Origin of the sequence: Rhizobium sp. BK008, from assembly GCF_014197345.1 — a bacterium.
GTDB classification, from domain to species: Bacteria; Pseudomonadota; Alphaproteobacteria; order Rhizobiales; family Rhizobiaceae; genus Rhizobium; species Rhizobium anhuiense.
Genome location: NZ_JACIFK010000004.1, coordinates 467,905 through 485,170 on the forward strand (window position 1 = coordinate 467,905; position 17,266 = coordinate 485,170).

A 17,266-nucleotide genomic window follows, 5' to 3' on the forward strand; every position below is an offset into this window, starting at 1 on the left:
CAGGAGTCACTAACATGGCAGCTAAAGAAATCAAGTTTGGCCGCACCGCGCGCGAAAAGATGCTGCGCGGCGTCGACATTCTCGCCGATGCAGTCAAGGTCACGCTCGGCCCGAAGGGTCGTAACGTCATCATCGACAAGTCCTTCGGCGCACCGCGCATCACCAAGGACGGCGTTTCCGTCGCCAAGGAAATCGAACTCGAAGACAAGTTCGAAAACATGGGCGCCCAGATGGTCCGCGAAGTTGCTTCGAAGACCAACGACATCGCCGGCGACGGCACCACGACTGCAACCGTTCTTGCCCAGGCGATCGTTCGCGAAGGCGCCAAGGCCGTTGCTGCCGGCATGAACCCGATGGACCTGAAGCGCGGCATCGATCTCGCCGTCGCCGAAGTCGTCAAGGATCTCCAGGCCAAGGCCAAGAAGATCAACACCTCGGAAGAAGTCGCCCAGGTCGGCACGATCTCCGCCAATGGCGAACGTCAGGTCGGTCTCGACATTGCCGAAGCCATGCAGAAGGTCGGCAACGAAGGCGTCATCACGGTTGAAGAAGCCAAGACCGCCGAAACCGAACTCGAAGTCGTCGAAGGCATGCAGTTCGACCGCGGCTACCTCAGCCCCTACTTCGTGACCAACCCGGAAAAGATGATCGCCGACCTCGAAGACGTCTTCATTCTCCTCCATGAGAAGAAGCTGTCGAACCTGCAGTCGATGCTGCCGGTTCTCGAAGCCGTCGTCCAGACCGGCAAGCCGCTCCTGATCATCGCTGAAGACGTCGAAGGCGAAGCTCTTGCAACGCTCGTCGTCAACAAGCTGCGGGGCGGCCTCAAGATCGCTGCCGTCAAGGCGCCCGGCTTCGGCGACCGCCGCAAGGCCATGCTCGAAGACATCGCTATCCTGACCGGCGGCACCGTCATCTCCGAAGACCTCGGCATCAAGCTCGAATCCGTCACGCTCGACATGCTCGGCCGTGCCAAGAAGGTTTCGATCTCCAAGGAAAACACCACGATCGTCGACGGTTCGGGCGCCAAGTCCGACATCGAAGGCCGTGTTGCCCAGATCAAGGCCCAGATCGAAGAAACCACCTCCGACTACGACCGCGAGAAGCTGCAGGAACGTCTTGCCAAGCTGGCCGGCGGTGTTGCCGTTATCCGCGTCGGCGGCTCGACGGAAGTCGAAGTGAAGGAAAAGAAGGACCGCATCGACGACGCTCTGAACGCGACGCGCGCTGCCGTTCAGGAAGGCATCGTACCGGGCGGCGGCGTTGCCCTGCTGCGCTCTTCCGTCAAGATCACCTCCAAGGGTATCAACGACGACCAGGAAGCCGGCATCAACATCGTTCGTCGCGCTCTGCAGGCTCCGGCTCGCCAGATCGCTGAAAACGCTGGCGACGAAGCTTCGATCGTCATCGGCAAGATCCTCGACAAGGATCAGGACAACTGGGGTTACAACGCCCAGACCGGCGAATATGGCGACATGATCGGCATGGGCATCATCGACCCGGTCAAGGTCGTTCGCACGGCCCTGCAGGATGCAGCTTCCGTTGCATCGCTGCTGATCACCACCGAAGCCATGATCGCCGAGCTGCCGAAGAAGGACGCTCCGGCTATGCCGGGCGGCATGGGCGGCATGGGCGGTATGGACATGATGTGATAGGCGAAAGCCTGCACTGACACCATTCCGGCATCCGGAACAGGAAGGGCGGCCCTCGGGTCGCCCTTTTCTTTTGTCTCGATAGCACCGCCGATGTCTTTTCAACCGCTTCCGATTTCAGGAATGATGCAGCGGCGATTCGACCACGTGGCACGCCCGATTCAGCTGATCAACCCATCTAACCAGCCGTCTATTGCCCGCCCCCGGGCCGAAGCTTGTGTGAAGCTTGCGCTGCTGCGCCTCTGCAGTATGCCAACATCGGCGCGGGGTCGCAGGGTTGCCGTGCCGTTTCCGGCCTCCGCATCAGGTGAAAACGCTTCCAATGCCCTCAAAGATGATCCTCCACCGCCGATTCTCCTGAAATGTCCCGGAAGCGCGGCCTCACGAGAAATGATCCCGATCCGAATACCCCTTAAAAAGCCGTTGCCGTTTGTCCAAAAGCTCCTATAAATCCGCGCTGCAATTAAAGTGCGCCCGGCGATAATTTTTCGCTAATAGACGAGGTCGGAGCGCGAAACGGCGATACGCGAATGTTCGGCTTCAACGGCTCCGCTTCCGGAGCCCCTGAACGCCATGGCGATTGCCGGATGGGCGGACATCATGTCCGCAGCGACATGATCCTGTTTCTTTGTGTTTGCCGAGCGTGCGGCGGAGAAGCCGCATGCGAACGGGAGAACGCCTTGTTTAAGATCGCCAAAGCCAATGCAGCCCTGCCCCTGATGCCCGGCTCGCTTGAGGACGCCAATCGCAATCACGAGATGCTGGCGCAGTTTTCCATCTCCGAAAGCTGGATCGGAGATTTGTCGAGCGGCATGCTCCGCCTCGGCGAATGGAGCGGCATGCTACACGGCCTCTCCGCACAGGAATGCGGGCTGTTAAGCCTGATCCGCTGCTACGATACCAAAGACCGCAGCCACATATTGGAGCTGTTCGAACAGGCGGCGACGCTCAACTCCTCCTTCTGTTTTTCGACGACGATCATCATGCCGAATGGCTTCCGCCAGCCGCTGTTCTGCATGGGCGAGTCGAACGGGCTCGAAGAGAAATACAGCGGCGGCATGTCCGGCGTCTTCATCTTCCCGCGCTTCAAGCTTGAAGGCGCAAGGCAGATCACAAGCCGCCGATAAAAGCCGCCAGCGCAAAGAAAAGGCGCTCTCAAGGGCGGCCTTCGGCATTTCCGGTCGGCCTCTCCGTTATTCCGGCTTGACGGGTATGTTGAGGCCCTTCGCACTTGCCGGACGGGCGATGCAGCGCTCCAGCCAATCCGAGACTGCGGGGAATTTCGCATATTCCAGAACCTCGCGGCCGCCATAGAAGATATCGGCGCCGCGAACCCAGGTGAAGGTGGTGATGTCGGCGATCGTATAGAGATCGCCCATGATCCACTGGCGGCCCTTCAGCCGGTCTTCGAGCACGCCGAGCAGACGTTTGGACTCGTCGCGATAACGCTCCACCGGGTAGGAATTGTTGGCGACCTTGTCGGCGGCGAATTTGTAGAAATGCCCGAACTGGCCGAACATCGGACCGATGCCCGCCATCTGGAAAAACACCCATTGGATGGTTTCGTAGCGGCCCGCGGCGTCGGCAGGGATGAGCTTGCCGGTCTTTTCCGCGAGATAAAGCAGGATGGCGCCGGATTCGAAAAGGCCGATCGGCTTCCCGTCCGGGCCATTCGGATCGATGATCGCCGGGATGCGGCCGTTCGGGTTGAGAGATTCGAATTCCGGCGACTTCTGCTCGTTGGCGGCGAAGGAAACATAATGCGGCTCGTAGGCAAGACCGAGTTCTTCGAGGGCGACGGAAACCTTCACCCCGTTCGGCGTCTGCAGCGAATAGAGCTGGATGATGTCGGGATTTTTCGCCGGCCAGCGCGTCGTGATCGGAAATGCGGAAAGATCTGCCATCGGAATCTCCATGTTGGGCGCCGACCATAAAAGACCGGGCTCGGTAAAGGCAAGCAGCGGCGACCAGGAGATCGTTCCATATTGTTGAACGATCTGTCCGCTTCCGTTTATCTTTCCACAACGAAGGAAAAGAGCGACATAGAAGCATCCGAGGTCCAACCGGTGCCGGGGCACCAAGATCTCCAGAGCCAATCAAACGGAGACAACGTCCATGTCAAACAACGTCATCATCCTGATCGCCCGTATCCTTCTTTCCTTCATGTTCATCTTCGCCGGCTTCGGCAAGCTGACCGATCCGGCATCGACCGCCGGCATGATCGCCGGCGCCGGCCTGCCGGCTTCCACCGCGCTCACCTATCTCGCCGGCCTGTTCGAGCTTGCAACCGGCCTTGCCGTGCTCGTCGGCTTCCAGGTCCGCATCGTCGGCTGGCTGCTTGCCGTCTTCTGCGTCTTTACCGGCTTCGTCTTCCACTTCTCGCCGATCAACGTTCCTGATTTCCCGGCCGCCGCTAACGCCTGGCTGAGCGGCCTGAACTTCGTCAACTTCATGAAGAACATCACGCTCGCCGGCGCCTATATCATGCTCGCCACCAATGGCGCAGGCGCCTACTCGCTCGACGCCCGCCGCGGCGCCTACGCAACGGCCTGACACCAGCAGACATCCTCCCAGAAACAGAAAACCCGCCGTCATCCGACGGCGGGTTTTTCTTGTGCCGTTATGTAGCCGAGATCAGAGGGCGGCGCGCACCGCATCGATGATCGCCTGCACCGCCGGTTCGTCGGCGTGGCTCTCCTTGCGGGCGCGCACGAGACAGGCCTGCGAATGCAGGATGACGCCGTCCTGGAGCACCTTCAGGTGGTTGGCGCGCAATGTCGAGCCGGTGGAGGTGATATCGACGATGATGTCAGCCGAGCCTGCGGCGGGAGCGCCCTCGGTGGCCCCCAGGCTTTCGACGATGCGATAAAGCTGGATGCCGTGCTGGCTCGAAAAGAACTGCTGGGTCAGCCGCCAGTATTTGGTGGCGATAGCAAGCCGCCTGGAGTGGCGGGCGCGGAAATCGGCGGCGACATCGACGAGATCGGCCATGGTGTCGACATCCAACCAGATCTCCGGCACGGCGACGACGACATCGGCATGGCCGAAACCGAGCCGGGCGCAGAATTCGACGCGCTTGTCGATCTCGGCAAAACCCTCCCGCATCAGATCCTCGCCGGTGACGCCGAAATCGACGCTGCCGTTGCCGATTTCGCGAGAGATTTCGGAAGCCGACAGGAAGGCGACTTCCACATCGTCCCAGCCTTCGACGCGGCCGCGATAGGAGCGGTCGTTACCAACAGCCGAGATCGGCATGCCGGCACGTTCGAAGATCGCCGAAGCGTCGTCCTTCATCCGGCCCTTGGAAGGAAGCGCAATGGTGATGGTCATGCGGCTGCCCTTTCGGTTTCGATACGGTCGAGCCAGAAGGAGAAGCCGACGGCAGGAATGCGGTCCGTGGCGCCGAGGAAGGTCAGCAGCCGATCGAAGCGACCGCCGCCGGCGAGCACCGCGCTCGAGCCTTCCACCGTCACCTCGAAGACGAGGCCGGTGTAATAGTCGAGCGGCCGTCCGAAGGCGGCGCGGTAGTCGAGGCAGGAAAGATCGACGCCGGCATTGGCAAGGGCTGCGACCCGGCCATTGAAGCGGGCGAGCGCGTTGCCGAGTTTCAGGCCAGCAGCATCGGCGAAACCGGCAAGGGCCGCGGACGCGTTGATGAGCGGCACGTCGAGCGACAGGAACTCTTCCAGCACCTGGAAGGCCGCATCGTCGAGGCGGGTTTCGGAGAGGATCAGCTTTTCCTTGAGGCGCCGGGCGATCTCCAGGGGCGAGCGGCTGGCATTCGTCGAATAGCCGGTCTTCTGCATCTCCCGCTCGAGATGGACGACCAGCGCCTGCTCGTCGCCGGATGCGACCAGCCTGGCAATATCGTCGTCCAGGCCGGTGACGAATTGCGGGCTGACGAGGCTGGCCAGCAGCGCTTCCAGCTGCGTCATGTTGCCGAAGGCATGGATCAGGCGCTTCTGCCAGCCGAGCGGCAGGCCGAGCGCCTGGACGACGGCCTCGAACACTGCCTGGTCGCCCAATGTCACCGACAGTCGCCGGCCCGGCAGCAGGCGAGCGAGGATGCCGGTGGCATCGCCGATGGCGCGGGCGTCGGCGTTTGACAGGTCGATATCGCCGAGATCCTCGATGCCGGCCTGGTAGAATTCATTGGCGCCGTCACGGCGCTGGCGGAAAACCTCCCCGAGATAGGCATAACGCTTCGGCGTACCGGTCGCCGTCTCGATGTGGCGCAGACAGACGGGAATGGTGAATTCGGGACGCAGGCAAAGGCTGGCGCCGGTTTCACTCTCCGTCATGAAGATGCGGCGGCGCAGGTCCTCACCGGCGATGTCCAGGAAAGGTTCGGCCGGCTGAATGACAGGCGTATCGATGCGCTCGGCGTTGCGCGCGGTAAATTCGGCCAGCAGGTCGTTGGAGAATTCGGGGAGGTTGATCAGGGGCATGCCGAGCTCCAAATAGTAGGCGAAGGGCGTGCCTGAAGGTACGCCTCAGACATTCGATGCTGCCCTCTTCCGATCCTCAGCCTGCGCAGCAAGGATTTCCTTCACCTTGGCCACAAGGTCGGCTTCCGGCACCGTCTCCTGCGCCACGCGTGCTTCGCGCCAGCTGGCATTGTCTTCGATCTCGCCGGAAAGCCGCTTGCCTTCGATCAGATCCTTGATCTGCACGACGCCTTCGGCGCGCTCGTCGCCGCCCTGGATGATGGCGACAGGGCAGCCGCGGCGATCGGCGTATTTCAGCTGGTTGCCGAATTTCTTCCAGTTGCCCTGGAACATCTCGGCGCGGATGCCGGCGGCGCGCAGTTGCTGCGTCATTTTCTGATAACGGCCCATCGCCTCGACATCGCCGTCCATGACGGTGACCAGCACCGGCTCGATCACCTCGCTGGCGCCGAGCTTGCCGAGGTTCTTCAGCGCCGTCATCAGGCGAGAGACGCCGATCGAAAAGCCCGTCGCCGGAACCGGCTGGCCCATGAAACGAGAGACGAGACCGTCATAACGGCCGCCGCCGCCGACCGAACCGAAGACGACCTTCTCGCCCTTTTCATTGGTGACGTCGAAGCTGAGTTCGGCCTCATAGACCGGGCCGGTATAATATTCGAGACCGCGCACGACCGAGGGATCGATCTTGATCCGGTCGGCTTGATAGCCGGCGCTGGTGACGAGCGCTGCGATGAAATTCAGCTCCTCGACGCCTTCGCCACCCCTCGAGGTTCCCGCAACGAGCTCGGCGAGGCGTTGAGCGCTTTCGGCATAATCCTTGATGCCGACGAAAAACAGCACCTTGTCGATCTGCTCCTGATCAAGCCCGGCGCCCTTGGTGAAATCGCCGGATTCATCCTTGCGGCCGGGGCCGAGCAGCAATGCCACGCCTTCCGGGCCGAACTTGTCGAGCTTGTCGATGGCACGCAGCACGTTGAGCCGCTGGCCGGCCTTGTCGTCGCCGCCGAGGCCGATCGCCTCGAGCACGCCGTCCAAGACCTTGCGGTTGTTGACGCGGATGACATAGTCACCGCGCTTGATCCCGAGGGCCTCAAGCGTGTCGGCCATCATCATGCACATTTCGGCATCGGCCTGAACACCCGGCGCGCCGACCGTATCGGCATCGAACTGCATGAACTGGCGGAAGCGGCCGGGGCCCGGCTTCTCGTTGCGGAAGACGTAACCGGCGCGATAGGTGCGGTAGGGAAGCTGGATCTCGTTGAAATTCTCGGCGACATGACGGGCGAGCGGCGCCGTCAGGTCGTAACGCAGCGACATCCATTGCTCGTCGTCATCCTGCAGGGAGAAGACACCCTCGTTCGGCCGGTCGCTGTCGGGCAGAAACTTGCCGAGCGCATCGGTATATTCGAACAGCGGCGTTTCGAGCGGATCGAAACCATAATGCTCATAGACTTCCCGGATCTTTGCCGTCATCTCGTTGACGGCGCGGATATCGGTGGCCGTGCGGTCGACGAAGCCGCGCGGCAGGCGGGCCTTGAGCTTTTGCGGTTTCTTCTGCTTGTCGTTCATTTCCGGGAATTCCGCTGACTGTGACAGTGGCGGTTTCCTAACCGATCGGGCGGGGAGCGGCAAGGGCGAAGGGTCTTGATGCCGCAGGGAGTATCGATTGAACCGGAGGCATCCATCAGAAATGCGGATATGCTCATGATCGCTGAAGCGCTTCTCTATGCCGCGACCTTGCCGCTGACCGGCAAGCCGCATCGAAAGTTCATCCGCTATTCCGTCAATCTGTGGTCGCGGGCCGGGCGCTGTGCGGCGGATTGGGCCGAACATGAGGAAAAGAGCCGGACTGCGATCCGCGCGGCTGCGGCCGGTCTCAGGCAGAAGCGGACCGCCGTCGTGCTCGGTTCCGGTCTGTTGCGGGACGTGCCGATCGAGGAACTGGCGCGCGATTTCGATACCGTCGTGCTGGTCGATCTCGTTCACCTCGCATCGGTGCGCCTGTGGCTGTCGGCCAAGGGCTATCGCAATGTCCGACTGATCGAGCGCGACCTCTCCGGCTATGACGACCTTGCCGCCGGCCGGCAGCCCGAACCGCTCGGCTTCCTCAGGAGCGTGCCCTATCTCGATCTGGTGGTTTCGGCCAACCTCTTGTCGCAGATCGGTCGCGGTGTGAAACGGCGCTCGGAGGCCGAGGCCGGGCGAATGCCCGAAGACACGGTGGAAAGGCTGATCGCGGCGCATCTGACCGGGCTTTCGGGCCTCCCCTGCCGCGGCTGCCTGGTGACCGACATCGCCTATGCCGTCATCGACCGCAACGGCAGGACGCATGAGGAGGCCGACCTGCTGCATGGCGTATTGCCGCCGCCGGCAAAAGCTACCTGGACATGGCCGGTGGCGCCGCTCGGCGAAGAGAGCAAGGATTACCGGATCGAGCACAAGGTCATTGCCAGCTGGTGATCAGGATGTGATCGCCGGTCGGCTTGGCTTGCATCAGTCATTCGCCTATAAAACAGCATGCGCATGCTCGCCCTCATCGTGATGTTTCTCGGCTGGCTGGTCTACAGCGCCATGTCCGCATGGGCAGGCTGTCCGACCTGCGCATCGATGAATGCACCGGTTGCCGTCGAAACCGGCATGCATCACGAAATGCACGGCATGGCTATGTCCGAGGCGGCGGGCAAGACTGAACCCTCGAAAGGCCCCTGCGCCGGCGGCAATTCCGCGCATATGCCGCTTTGCGCCGCCTGCCTGCTGTTGCCACCGGCGGTGACGGTCATGGCCAGCGGTAAGTCCATTTTTGGTTATCCCGACCCCGCGCTTGCCCGCGCCCTCGACGACGACAAACCGACACCACAGTCGCCGCCTCCGCGATTGTCCTGACACCATAGCAATCCATGCCAATCGGGTGGCTCAGCCGCCCGGCAAACCTATTGTCAGACAGAGGAAGGAACTCTCATGTCTTTGAAAATCATCGCCCTCACCGCCATGCTCGCCATCATTGCCGCTCCCGTCCTTGCCGAAGACAAACCGATGGATATGAGCAAGCCGATGGGCAATCACGATGCGGCAAGCCACGCCTTCAGCGAGGCCAATGCCAAGATGCACAAGGATATGATGATCGAGTATAGCGGCGATGCCGATGCGGATTTAGTCCGCGGCATGATCCCGCACCATCAGGGCGCGATCGATATGGCCAGGATCGAGCTTCAATATGGAAAAGATCCCGATATCCGAAAGCTCGCCGAAGCCGTCATCAAGGCACAGGAAGCCGAGATCGCTGAGATGACCGCCTGGCTCAAGGCCCACGGCAAATAATCGATCGTGGATGAAAAGGGGAACGCCGGGATGTCAGGCGTTCCCCAAGACTTATGTTGGCGAGGTCAGTCCTTCGGCTCGAAATCGGCCGGGCGGCGGCCGGCGCCCTGTCGGGCCAGCATCCAGCCGGGATATTCGGGCGCAAGCGCGCTCACCTCGTCGAGCTTCTTCATATCGTCTTCATCGAGCTTCAGCTTGACGGCGGCAAGGTTCTGGTCGAGCTGGTCGACACGCTTGGCGCCGATGATGACTGTGGTGACGAAGGGCTTGGCGAGGATATAGGCGAGCGCCACGGTGGCGACGCCGACGCCGTGCTTTTCGGCGACTTCGCGCATGACGGCGACGCAGGCCCAGGCCTTGTCCTTGTCAACAGGCGGGAAATCGAAACTGGCGCGGCGGCCCTCGCCGTTGCCGGGCGCGCCGGGACCATACTTGCCGGAGAGCAGTCCGCCGGCGAGCGGTGACCAGACCATCAGGCCGAGCTTCTCCTCCTGCATCATCGGCACGATGTCGCGTTCGAGATCACGGCCGGCGATGGAATAATAGGCCTGCACGGTTTCGAAACGGGCAAAACCGCGGCGTTCGGACAGGCCGAGCGCCTTGGAGATGCGCCAGGCCTGCCAGTTGGAGACGCCGATGTAGCGCACCAGGCCGCGGGAGACGAGATCGTCGAAGGCGCGTAGCGTCTCATCGATCGGCGTCACCGTATCGGTCGCGTGGATCTGATAGAGGTCGATGTGATCGGTCTGCAGGCGCTCGAGGCTCGCCTCGACGGAATCCATGATGTGGCCGCGCGAGGCGCCGCGGTCGTTCGGCTTGTCGCCCATCACACCATAGACCTTGGTGGCGATGACGACGTCCTTGCGTGGGATGTCGAGGTTCTTCAGCGCCTGGCCGAGCAGCCTTTCGGACTCGCCGGCCGAATAGACATCGGCCGTGTCGATGAAATTGACGCCCGAAGCAAGCGAGCGTTCGACGATCCGGTCGGCGGCATTCTGGTCGACATCGGCGATGGCGCCCCACATGCTGCCTTGCTTGGCTTCACCGAAGGTCATGGTGCCCAAGCAGATTTCCGAGACGAAAAGTCCCGTATTTCCGAGCTGGTTGTAACGCATGGTGGAAAAATTCCTTTGTGTCTGCCGCAAGAGGGCTTGCGAACCGCTGAACTTCATTTTTTGATTATTGGCCTGCGCGCGACAGGCACAGCCGTGGCTGGCTGCAGGGTGAGGCAAAGTGCATTTAGTGCGGCAGCGGCGCTTTTCAACGCTGCGCCCAACCGTACCCAAGATGACGCCCTTGTCTCGACACAGGCAGCCGATAGATTGCCGGCCATATTTTAAGAGGTGCGCATATGACGACGCGACCACTGACGACGATCGGCTTCGATGCCGACGATACACTCTGGCAAAACGAACAATATTACCGACTGACGGAAGCGCATTTCACCAGGCTTCTTGCCGATTTCGCCGAAGGACCGAAGATTTCCGAGCGGCTGCTGGAGGCCGAGAAACGCAATCTTCGCCATTACGGCTTCGGCATCAAGGGTTTCACGCTGTCGATGATCGAGACGGCGATCGAGATCACCGAGGGCAAGGTTCCCTCGGGCGTGATCGCCAAGATCCTCGATATCGGCCGCGAGCTCCTCTCCCATCCCGTCGAAACCATGCCGCATGTGCGCGACACGCTGGAGGGGCTTGCCGGCAAATACCTGCTTGTCATGATCACCAAGGGCGATCTCTTCGATCAGGAACGCAAGCTTGCCCAATCCGGGCTCGGCGATTTCTTCGATGCCGTCGAGATCGTCTCCGACAAGACCGCCGTCACCTATCGGCGCATCTTCGCCAAGGTCGGCGACGGGCCGGAGCGGGCGATGATGGTCGGCAATTCGCTGAAATCGGACATCGTGCCGGCAATCGCCGCCGGCAGCTATGGCGTCTTCGTGCCGCACGAACTCACCTGGGTGCTGGAACATGTCGATGAACCGAAAGAAGCGCCGCGTTTCCGCAAGATCGGCCATCTCGGGGAATTGCGCGAACTGATCGACCGGCTCGGCTAGAGCCTCATTGCTTGGCAGGCGCCTTCGGAAACAGCGACGGGCGTTCGGGCTCGGCCGGCGGTTGCGGCGGTTGTGGGGCGGCCGCCAAGGGCTCGATCAAGATGCTGAACGGAGCGCCGAGGCCGCGGCGCGGCGAGACCTTGGAATAATAGGGACGCAGCAGCCAGGTGGCGTCTTCCTTGACCGTCGTCTCGAAGCTCATGCCATCCTCGTCGGTGCCGAAGAAGGCCTCGTCATCCGGCTTCGACAGGTCGAAGATCGCCAGGAAGGCAAATTTGCTCTTGGTGGAAAAACTGACCTTCACGTGCTGGCCGGTGCGCACCGGCAGCGTATAGACATGGCTATTGCCGAACTTCGTCCAGCCCTTCAGCTGCATGGTGACGGCCGGGAATTGCAGCTTCTCCAGCTTCTCGCCGGGATCGAGCTGCGGTGTCTGCGCCATGGCGGAGACCGGCAGGAAAAACAGGGCAGCGGCTGTTATCAATATTCTCACGGACAGATCTTTCATGGACGGACCAGGGCGCAGCGCATCGCCTCGACCTCGGGCCGGCAGAAGCAGCCTTCCAGATGATCGTTGACGAGACCCATCGCCTGCATGAAAGCATAAACTGTGGTCGGGCCGACAAAGGTCCAGCCGCGTTTCTTCAGATCCTTCGAAATGATGACCGATGTCGGCGTCGTCGGGTTGGCGACGATATGCTCGCGGTCGACCACAACAGGCCGCTCGTTATGGCCCGGCTCGTAGCGCCAGAAATAACGGGCGAGCGAGCCGAACTCGTCCCTGAGGGCGATCGCGCGCTTGGCATTGTTGATGGTCGAGACGATCTTGCCGCGATGGCGGATGATGCCGGCATCGCCAAGGCAGCGAGCGACATCCTCGTCGCCGAAGAGAGCGACCTTGTCGAAATCGAAGCCTGAAAAGGCGGCGCGGAAATTCTCGCGCTTGCGCAGGATCGTCAGCCAGGAAAGGCCGGACTGGAAGCCTTCGAGGCAGATCTTCTCGAAGAGGCGGATGTCGTCGGTGACGGGGCGGCCCCACTCCTCGTCATGATAGCGGAGGTAGTCGGGCAGATTGGCGTGCCAGTGGCAGCGGCTCCTGCCGTCCTCGCCGATGATGATGCCTGTCGCGCTCATGATCCTTCATCCTGCGGGGGTCCGCTTCGTTCACCGTGCATGATTCCGGCTTTACCATTTGCAAACCGTCTTTCCAAACCGAACGGTAACCCTGACGAAAAGTTTATCCGGTCGGTCGGCTTTTCATGAATCGATCTTTACCATTCGCTGGCGGATAGGGTGGCAGCGTCTTTGCGGGCGGAACATGTCCGCCCGGGCGGAGAAGTAGTCCCGCCAGCCATTTTCGGTCATTTGTAGAGAGTTCGTCCGATGATGAAACAGCTTATTCTTGCCGCAGCCCTCTTCGGCATTGTCTCCACGGCCGCCCTTGCAGACGACCGCTACGCCACCCGTCCGCCGGTCGTGCTCAGCCCGGATCTGACGGCGCCCTGGATCAACCAGCTCGGCGGCGGCGCGGTTCGACCCGTCGTCTATCAGCGGCCGGTCATCCGGCAGCCGCAGCGCGGAATCTTCCAGCGCCGCGCGCTGCGCCAGGCGCCGCAGGCCGCACCGCAGACCGTTTCGGCGATCAATCCCGGCATCCCGTCGATCCGCCGTCCGATCGAGCCGCAATTCCTGCCGCAGATGGTCGATTACGATACCACGGAAAAGCCCGGCACGATCGTCATCGATACCAACAACCGCTTCCTCTATCTGGTGATGGAAGGCGGCAAGGCAAGGCGCTACGGCGTCGGCGTCGGCAAGCCCGGCTTCGAATGGGCCGGCGCCCACAAGATCACCCGCAAAACGGAATGGCCGGACTGGACGCCGCCTTCCGAAATGATCAGCCGCGAAGCCGCCAAGGGCCATTACCTGCCGGCGCGCATGGACGGCGGCCCGGAAAACCCGCTCGGCGCCCGCGCCATGTATCTCGGCTCGACGCTTTACCGCATCCACGGCACCAACGCGCCCTGGTCGATCGGCAGCGCCGTCTCCTCGGGCTGCATCCGCCTGCGCAACGAAGACGTCGTCGATCTCTATGACCGCGTCAACGTCGGAACCCGCGTCATCGTCATGTAACGACCGGGCAAATACCTGGGGAGCCGTAGAGAATAGCCGGCTCCCTTCTCCAAAAGAGCTTTATCCGGCCACGCCGATCTTGAATCGGGGAGAAGTTCATGTAGCTTCGAGCGAATTTGCTTGAGGGGAATCGATCATGATCAAATTGATGCCGGGTCTGGCTGCCGCCGGACTTGTCCTGTCCTTGATGTCCACATCCGCCTTTGCTGCACCCGCCGGCTCCGCGCCGGACAATACACGAGCCCCGGCGCAGATCGTGCGCGTGGCGCAGATGCCGAAATACGTGAAGCCGCAGTTCAAGCGCAAGAAAGTGCGCCTGGTGACGACGGAAGCGGCCGGCACCGTCATCATCGATACCAACAACAAATATCTCTATCTCGTCGAAGGCAACAACCGCGCCACCCGCTACGGCATCGGCGTCGGCCGCGACGGCTTCGGCTGGTCGGGGATCGTCAAGATCGGCCGCAAGGCCGAATGGCCGAGTTGGACGCCGCCGGCCGAGATGCGCCGCCGCGAAGCCGCCAAGGGCCACATCATCCCTGCTTTCCAGGAAGGCGGCGAGGACAATCCGCTCGGCGCCCGCGCCATGTATCTCTACCAGGGCGGCCGCGACACGATCTTCCGCATCCACGGCACCAACCAGCCCTGGACGATCGGCCTCAACATGTCTTCCGGCTGCATCCGGATGATGAACGAGGATGTGACGCACCTCTACGACCGCGCGCCTGTCGGCACCAAGGTGATCGTCATCGGCCCCGGCAACCGGCAGGGCAAGGTGGCTTTCGAGGACCGAGGCATCGACGTGCTGCGCACGATGTTTGGCGGCTGAGCAACACTGACGAAAAAAACGAAAGGCGCATTTCGACGCGCCTTTTGTTTTGCTTAGACTTTGCGGCCGAAAGCTGGCACACATGCCTAAGAGTCGACATATTTGCAATATCGGGGCTATTCAATGACATATGCGCTGCGTTCCTCCGCTTCGCTACTTGCGGGCATCGCGTTTTTGACAATCTGTTCAGCAGTTTCCGCCTCGGCGGAAGATCTGCAATTCTCTGTCTATGGCGGTTATCAGACCGCACCGCACAGCGGCGTCGATCTCTCCGACGGCACGCATTTCACCGCCGGCTGGGAAGGCAAGTCCTTCGGCAGCCCGCCTTATTACGGCGGCCGCGTCACCTGGTGGCTCGAGAACTTCAACAAGCCGAACTGGGGTATTTCGCTCGATTATACCCATGACAAGGTCTATGCCGACGACGATACGCTGGCCAAGACCGGCTGGTCGCACTTCGAATTCACCGACGGCCTGAACTTGCTTACGGTGAACGGTCTCTACCGCTTCCAGGATCCGACCCGCCGCTGGACGCCCTATCTCGGCGCCGGTATCGGCGTGAACATTCCGCATGTCGAAGTGATTCGCCCCGAGGGCAAGACCTGGGCCTATGAATTCGGCGGCGTGACGCTGCAGGCCCAGGCCGGCGTCGACTTCAAGGTGACCGAGCGCTGGTCGACCTTCGTCGAATACAAGGGCACCTATTCGCGCATCGACGTGCCGATCGACAACGGCGTGGACCTGAAGACCAACATCTTCACGAATGCCGTCAACGTCGGCGTTTCATTCCACTGGTAAGAACAAATTTCGGCTGCGACGTGAGAGCGGTTCAGCGCATAAAAGCGCAAAACCGCTCTAACCTTTTATCGTTATGCAATTCCCAGGCAAAACCGCCTTGCGCTTTGCCTGGGAAAACCGCTTCGTACTTCCTGAAATTGCTCTATTTCGTGCCGCAGCTGACCTTGCCCTGGACGGCATAGGGCTTTTCACCGCCTGCGATCGTCAGGGAATAGGTGCCGCTGAAATTTGCCGACGGCTTGCCGCGTTCGCCGGCAACCACGACGAGATCCAGCGTTGCTCCGCCGGTGTCGTCATCACCACCGTCGAGAACCTCCAGGAGCAGTTCGCCGTCACGCGACCAGTGATTGGTCAGATGCTGCGATTCGAAAACACGTTTTCCGAATACCGTCGATTGCGCCTGGTCCTTGACAACAAGTGCACCGCGGAAATGGTTGAGCTTGTGGCCGGCATCGCTTTCGAAACCGCTTTCGAGCGTGAAACGCGCTTCCTTGTCGTCGGCGGAACAGAACAAACGACTGTCGGCATGGGCGGCGCCTGCCGCTCCGAGCAGTCCCGCAAGCACGATCATTCCCCGCCACATCGCCCAACCTCCCGAGACCGGCCCGACGGGCCTGCTGCATATGCAGCAATTTAAAGTGCTACAGCGTCCTTTGCGCATCTGAAAAGACGCGCGGCGCTGTAGTAGCTTCAGCCTAGCGGTAAACCTGTTAATTTTTCCGGCACAGCGCCGCCATAAGCCCAATCGAGCAGTTCGACCGTATGCAGGATCGGCATGCCGGTGCCGGTGGCGATCTGGGTGATGCAGCCGATATTGCCGGTGGCAATGATATCGGCCTTGGTGGCCTCGATGTTTTTGACCTTGCGTGCCTTCAGCGCAGCCGAGATCTCCGGTTGCATGATGTTATAGGTGCCGGCAGAGCCGCAGCAGAGATGACCTTCCGCCGGATCGCGCACCGTAAAGCCCGCCGCTTTCAGCAATTGCTTCGGCGCGAGCGTGATGCGCTGGCCGTGCTGCATGGAACAGGCGGAATGATAGGCGACCGTGATGCCCTTCGGCATGTGGGCCGGCAGCTCGAGGGTGGCGAGATATTCGGTGATATCCTTGGCGAGCGCCGAGACCCTGGCCGCCTTTGCGGCATAGGCGGGATCGAGGCGCAGCATGTGGCCGTAATCCTTGATCGTCGTGCCGCAGCCCGAGGCGGTGATGATGATCGCGTCGAGGCCCTGCCCATCGATCTCGCGTGTCCAGACATCGACATTGGCGCGCGCGCTCGCAAGCGCCTGTTCGGCGCGGCCCATGTGATGGACCAGCGAGCCGCAGCAGACCTCGCCCTCCGGCAGTACGACCTCGACGCCGAGCCGCGTCAGCAGCCGGATCGCCGCCGCGTTGATGCCGGGATCGAGCACCGGCTGGGCGCAGCCGGAAAGGATCGCCACCCGGCCGCGCCGTTCCGTCTCGGGCAGATAACTGCCGGGTTTTGCGAAGGCTGAAGCTGCAGGCACGCGGCGCGGCGCAAGCGCCAGCATGGCGGCGAAAGGTTTCAGTGCGCCACCCCGCATCAGGCCGGCGAAGGGCCGGCCGAGACGGGCGAGATTGAGCGCCAGGCGGAAACGGCCGGGATAGGGCAGCACGGCGGCAAGGATGGCGCGCGTCAGCCGGTTCATCAACGGGCGCTTATAGGTCTTTTCGATATGGGCGCGGGCGTGATCGACCAGGTGCATGTAATCGACGCCGGAGGGGCAGGTGGTGACGCAGGCAAGGCAGGAGAGACAGCGGTCGATATGGGTGACGACCTCGGCATCGGCGGGGCGGCCGTTTTCCAGCATGTCCTTGATCAGGTAGATGCGGCCGCGCGGGCTGTCGAGCTCGTTGCCGAGCGTCACATAGGTGGGACAGGTGGCGGTACAGAAACCGCAATGTACACATTTGCGCAGAATCTGCTCGGATTCGGCGACAGCGGGATCGAGCAGCTGGCTCGGGGTGAAGTTGGTTTGCATTTAGAGGGACCTCCGCTTTTGGAGGATATCG

19 protein-coding genes are annotated in these 17,266 nt (G+C 61.6%); 10 read left to right on the top strand and 9 right to left on the bottom strand.

Going from position 1 to position 17,266, the window contains the following annotated elements:
• Nucleotides 1-14 precede the first annotated feature (14 nt).
• Nucleotides 15-1,652 (top strand): chaperonin GroEL, encoded by a 1,638-nt coding sequence (gene groL, locus FHT69_RS20165; protein WP_008529514.1) that lies wholly within the window; start codon nt 15-17, stop codon nt 1,650-1,652.
• A gap of 680 nt (nt 1,653-2,332) precedes the next feature.
• Complete coding sequence (locus FHT69_RS20170) at nt 2,333-2,779, top strand: hypothetical protein (protein ID WP_183905868.1); 447 nt, start codon at nt 2,333-2,335, stop codon at nt 2,777-2,779.
• Nucleotides 2,780-2,845: 66 nt separating this feature from the next.
• Here FHT69_RS20170 and FHT69_RS20175 read toward each other — a convergent pair whose 3' ends face one another.
• The gene (locus tag FHT69_RS20175) at nt 2,846-3,556 is read right to left on the bottom strand and encodes a glutathione S-transferase family protein (protein WP_047614411.1); all 711 of its coding nucleotides are present in this window, start codon (nt 3,554-3,556) and stop codon (nt 2,846-2,848) included.
• A 211-nt stretch (nt 3,557-3,767) separates the two neighbouring features.
• On the opposite strand from FHT69_RS20175, the gene FHT69_RS20180 reads away from it, so the two are divergent.
• Complete coding sequence (locus tag FHT69_RS20180) at nt 3,768-4,205, top strand: DoxX family protein (RefSeq protein ID WP_047613788.1); 438 nt, start codon at nt 3,768-3,770, stop codon at nt 4,203-4,205.
• Between the two features lie 81 nt (nt 4,206-4,286).
• Here the strand turns inward: FHT69_RS20180 and hisG are convergent, their stop codons facing one another.
• The 3 genes from hisG to hisS are packed head-to-tail and all read right to left on the bottom strand — an operon-like array spanning nt 4,287 to nt 7,669.
• Complete coding sequence (gene hisG / locus FHT69_RS20185) at nt 4,287-4,982, bottom strand: ATP phosphoribosyltransferase (protein WP_047613787.1); 696 nt, start codon at nt 4,980-4,982, stop codon at nt 4,287-4,289.
• Nucleotides 4,979-6,100, bottom strand: coding sequence for an ATP phosphoribosyltransferase regulatory subunit (locus tag FHT69_RS20190; RefSeq protein ID WP_047613786.1), 1,122 nt, complete (start codon nt 6,098-6,100; stop codon nt 4,979-4,981). Before FHT69_RS20190 ends, hisG begins: the two co-directional genes overlap by 4 nt.
• A 45-nt stretch (nt 6,101-6,145) precedes the next feature.
• On the bottom strand, nt 6,146-7,669 hold the full coding sequence (gene hisS, locus FHT69_RS20195; RefSeq protein ID WP_183904222.1) for a histidine--tRNA ligase: 1,524 nt from the start codon (nt 7,667-7,669) through the stop codon (nt 6,146-6,148).
• Between the two features lie 129 nt (nt 7,670-7,798).
• Between hisS and FHT69_RS20200 the strand changes: the two genes are divergently transcribed.
• From FHT69_RS20200 to FHT69_RS20210, 3 genes are all read left to right on the top strand, one after another.
• The gene (locus FHT69_RS20200) at nt 7,799-8,560 is read left to right on the top strand and encodes a hypothetical protein (protein WP_179867800.1); all 762 of its coding nucleotides are present in this window, start codon (nt 7,799-7,801) and stop codon (nt 8,558-8,560) included.
• Nucleotides 8,561-8,617: 57 nt separating this feature from the next.
• Nucleotides 8,618-8,983, top strand: a complete 366-nt coding sequence (locus FHT69_RS20205) for a hypothetical protein (protein ID WP_097542878.1) — start codon at nt 8,618-8,620, stop codon at nt 8,981-8,983.
• A 75-nt stretch (nt 8,984-9,058) separates the two neighbouring features.
• Nucleotides 9,059-9,418 carry a DUF305 domain-containing protein gene (locus FHT69_RS20210; RefSeq protein ID WP_183905869.1) on the top strand — a complete coding sequence of 120 codons (360 nt, stop codon included), beginning with the start codon at nt 9,059-9,061 and terminating at the stop codon, nt 9,416-9,418.
• Nucleotides 9,419-9,483: 65 nt separating this feature from the next.
• On the opposite strand, the gene FHT69_RS20215 is transcribed toward FHT69_RS20210, so the two are convergent.
• A complete protein-coding gene (locus FHT69_RS20215; protein ID WP_097542932.1) occupies nt 9,484-10,533 on the bottom strand; it encodes an aldo/keto reductase in 1,050 nt (349 codons plus the stop codon).
• 236 nt (nt 10,534-10,769) lie between these two features.
• On the opposite strand from FHT69_RS20215, the gene FHT69_RS20220 reads away from it, so the two are divergent.
• On the top strand, nt 10,770-11,474 hold the full coding sequence (locus FHT69_RS20220) for an HAD family hydrolase (protein WP_047613781.1): 705 nt from the start codon (nt 10,770-10,772) through the stop codon (nt 11,472-11,474).
• Between the two features lie 4 nt (nt 11,475-11,478).
• Here FHT69_RS20220 and FHT69_RS20225 read toward each other — a convergent pair whose 3' ends face one another.
• Together FHT69_RS20225 and FHT69_RS20230 are read right to left on the bottom strand one after the other, a co-directional pair.
• A complete protein-coding gene (locus FHT69_RS20225; RefSeq protein WP_047615319.1) occupies nt 11,479-11,982 on the bottom strand; it encodes a hypothetical protein in 504 nt (167 codons plus the stop codon).
• On the bottom strand, nt 11,979-12,608 hold the full coding sequence (locus FHT69_RS20230; protein ID WP_183904220.1) for a DNA-3-methyladenine glycosylase I: 630 nt from the start codon (nt 12,606-12,608) through the stop codon (nt 11,979-11,981). Before FHT69_RS20230 ends, FHT69_RS20225 begins: the two co-directional genes overlap by 4 nt.
• Nucleotides 12,609-12,857: 249 nt before the next feature.
• Between FHT69_RS20230 and FHT69_RS20235 the strand changes: the two genes are divergently transcribed.
• From FHT69_RS20235 to FHT69_RS20245, 3 genes are all read left to right on the top strand, one after another.
• A complete protein-coding gene (locus tag FHT69_RS20235) occupies nt 12,858-13,607 on the top strand; it encodes a L,D-transpeptidase (protein WP_183904219.1) in 750 nt (249 codons plus the stop codon).
• Between the two features lie 136 nt (nt 13,608-13,743).
• Nucleotides 13,744-14,436: a L,D-transpeptidase gene (locus FHT69_RS20240; protein ID WP_047613777.1), complete on the top strand. Its 693-nt coding sequence runs from the start codon at nt 13,744-13,746 to the stop codon at nt 14,434-14,436.
• A gap of 123 nt (nt 14,437-14,559) precedes the next feature.
• Complete coding sequence (locus tag FHT69_RS20245) at nt 14,560-15,234, top strand: outer membrane protein (RefSeq protein ID WP_047613776.1); 675 nt, start codon at nt 14,560-14,562, stop codon at nt 15,232-15,234.
• A gap of 142 nt (nt 15,235-15,376) precedes the next feature.
• On the opposite strand, the gene FHT69_RS20250 is transcribed toward FHT69_RS20245, so the two are convergent.
• Together FHT69_RS20250 and glcF are read right to left on the bottom strand one after the other, a co-directional pair.
• A complete protein-coding gene (locus FHT69_RS20250) occupies nt 15,377-15,817 on the bottom strand; it encodes a hypothetical protein (protein ID WP_047613775.1) in 441 nt (146 codons plus the stop codon).
• A 107-nt stretch (nt 15,818-15,924) separates the two neighbouring features.
• Nucleotides 15,925-17,235, bottom strand: a complete 1,311-nt coding sequence (glcF, locus tag FHT69_RS20255; RefSeq protein ID WP_183904218.1) for a glycolate oxidase subunit GlcF — start codon at nt 17,233-17,235, stop codon at nt 15,925-15,927.
• Nucleotides 17,236-17,266 lie beyond the last annotated feature (31 nt).

Bases quoted from the DNA above. Each gene is read 5' to 3' on its own strand.
- FHT69_RS20245 (WP_047613776.1), top strand. From the start codon at position 14,560: ATGACATATGCGCTGCGTTCCTCCGCTTCGCTACTTGCGGGCATCGCG.
- hisS (WP_183904222.1), bottom strand. From the start codon at position 7,669: ATGAACGACAAGCAGAAGAAACCGCAAAAGCTCAAGGCCCGCCTGCCG.
- groL (WP_008529514.1), top strand. From the start codon at position 15: ATGGCAGCTAAAGAAATCAAGTTTGGCCGCACCGCGCGCGAAAAGATG.
- FHT69_RS20200 (WP_179867800.1), top strand. From the start codon at position 7,799: ATGCTCATGATCGCTGAAGCGCTTCTCTATGCCGCGACCTTGCCGCTG.
- FHT69_RS20235 (WP_183904219.1), top strand. From the start codon at position 12,858: ATGATGAAACAGCTTATTCTTGCCGCAGCCCTCTTCGGCATTGTCTCC.
- FHT69_RS20230 (WP_183904220.1), bottom strand. From the start codon at position 12,608: ATGAGCGCGACAGGCATCATCATCGGCGAGGACGGCAGGAGCCGCTGC.
- FHT69_RS20220 (WP_047613781.1), top strand. From the start codon at position 10,770: ATGACGACGCGACCACTGACGACGATCGGCTTCGATGCCGACGATACA.
- hisG (WP_047613787.1), bottom strand. From the start codon at position 4,982: ATGACCATCACCATTGCGCTTCCTTCCAAGGGCCGGATGAAGGACGAC.
- FHT69_RS20210 (WP_183905869.1), top strand. From the start codon at position 9,059: ATGTCTTTGAAAATCATCGCCCTCACCGCCATGCTCGCCATCATTGCC.
- FHT69_RS20180 (WP_047613788.1), top strand. From the start codon at position 3,768: ATGTCAAACAACGTCATCATCCTGATCGCCCGTATCCTTCTTTCCTTC.
- FHT69_RS20250 (WP_047613775.1), bottom strand. From the start codon at position 15,817: ATGTGGCGGGGAATGATCGTGCTTGCGGGACTGCTCGGAGCGGCAGGC.
- FHT69_RS20240 (WP_047613777.1), top strand. From the start codon at position 13,744: ATGATCAAATTGATGCCGGGTCTGGCTGCCGCCGGACTTGTCCTGTCC.
- FHT69_RS20190 (WP_047613786.1), bottom strand. From the start codon at position 6,100: ATGCCCCTGATCAACCTCCCCGAATTCTCCAACGACCTGCTGGCCGAA.
- FHT69_RS20175 (WP_047614411.1), bottom strand. From the start codon at position 3,556: ATGGCAGATCTTTCCGCATTTCCGATCACGACGCGCTGGCCGGCGAAA.
- FHT69_RS20215 (WP_097542932.1), bottom strand. From the start codon at position 10,533: ATGCGTTACAACCAGCTCGGAAATACGGGACTTTTCGTCTCGGAAATC.
- glcF (WP_183904218.1), bottom strand. From the start codon at position 17,235: ATGCAAACCAACTTCACCCCGAGCCAGCTGCTCGATCCCGCTGTCGCC.
- FHT69_RS20225 (WP_047615319.1), bottom strand. From the start codon at position 11,982: ATGAAAGATCTGTCCGTGAGAATATTGATAACAGCCGCTGCCCTGTTT.
- FHT69_RS20205 (WP_097542878.1), top strand. From the start codon at position 8,618: ATGCGCATGCTCGCCCTCATCGTGATGTTTCTCGGCTGGCTGGTCTAC.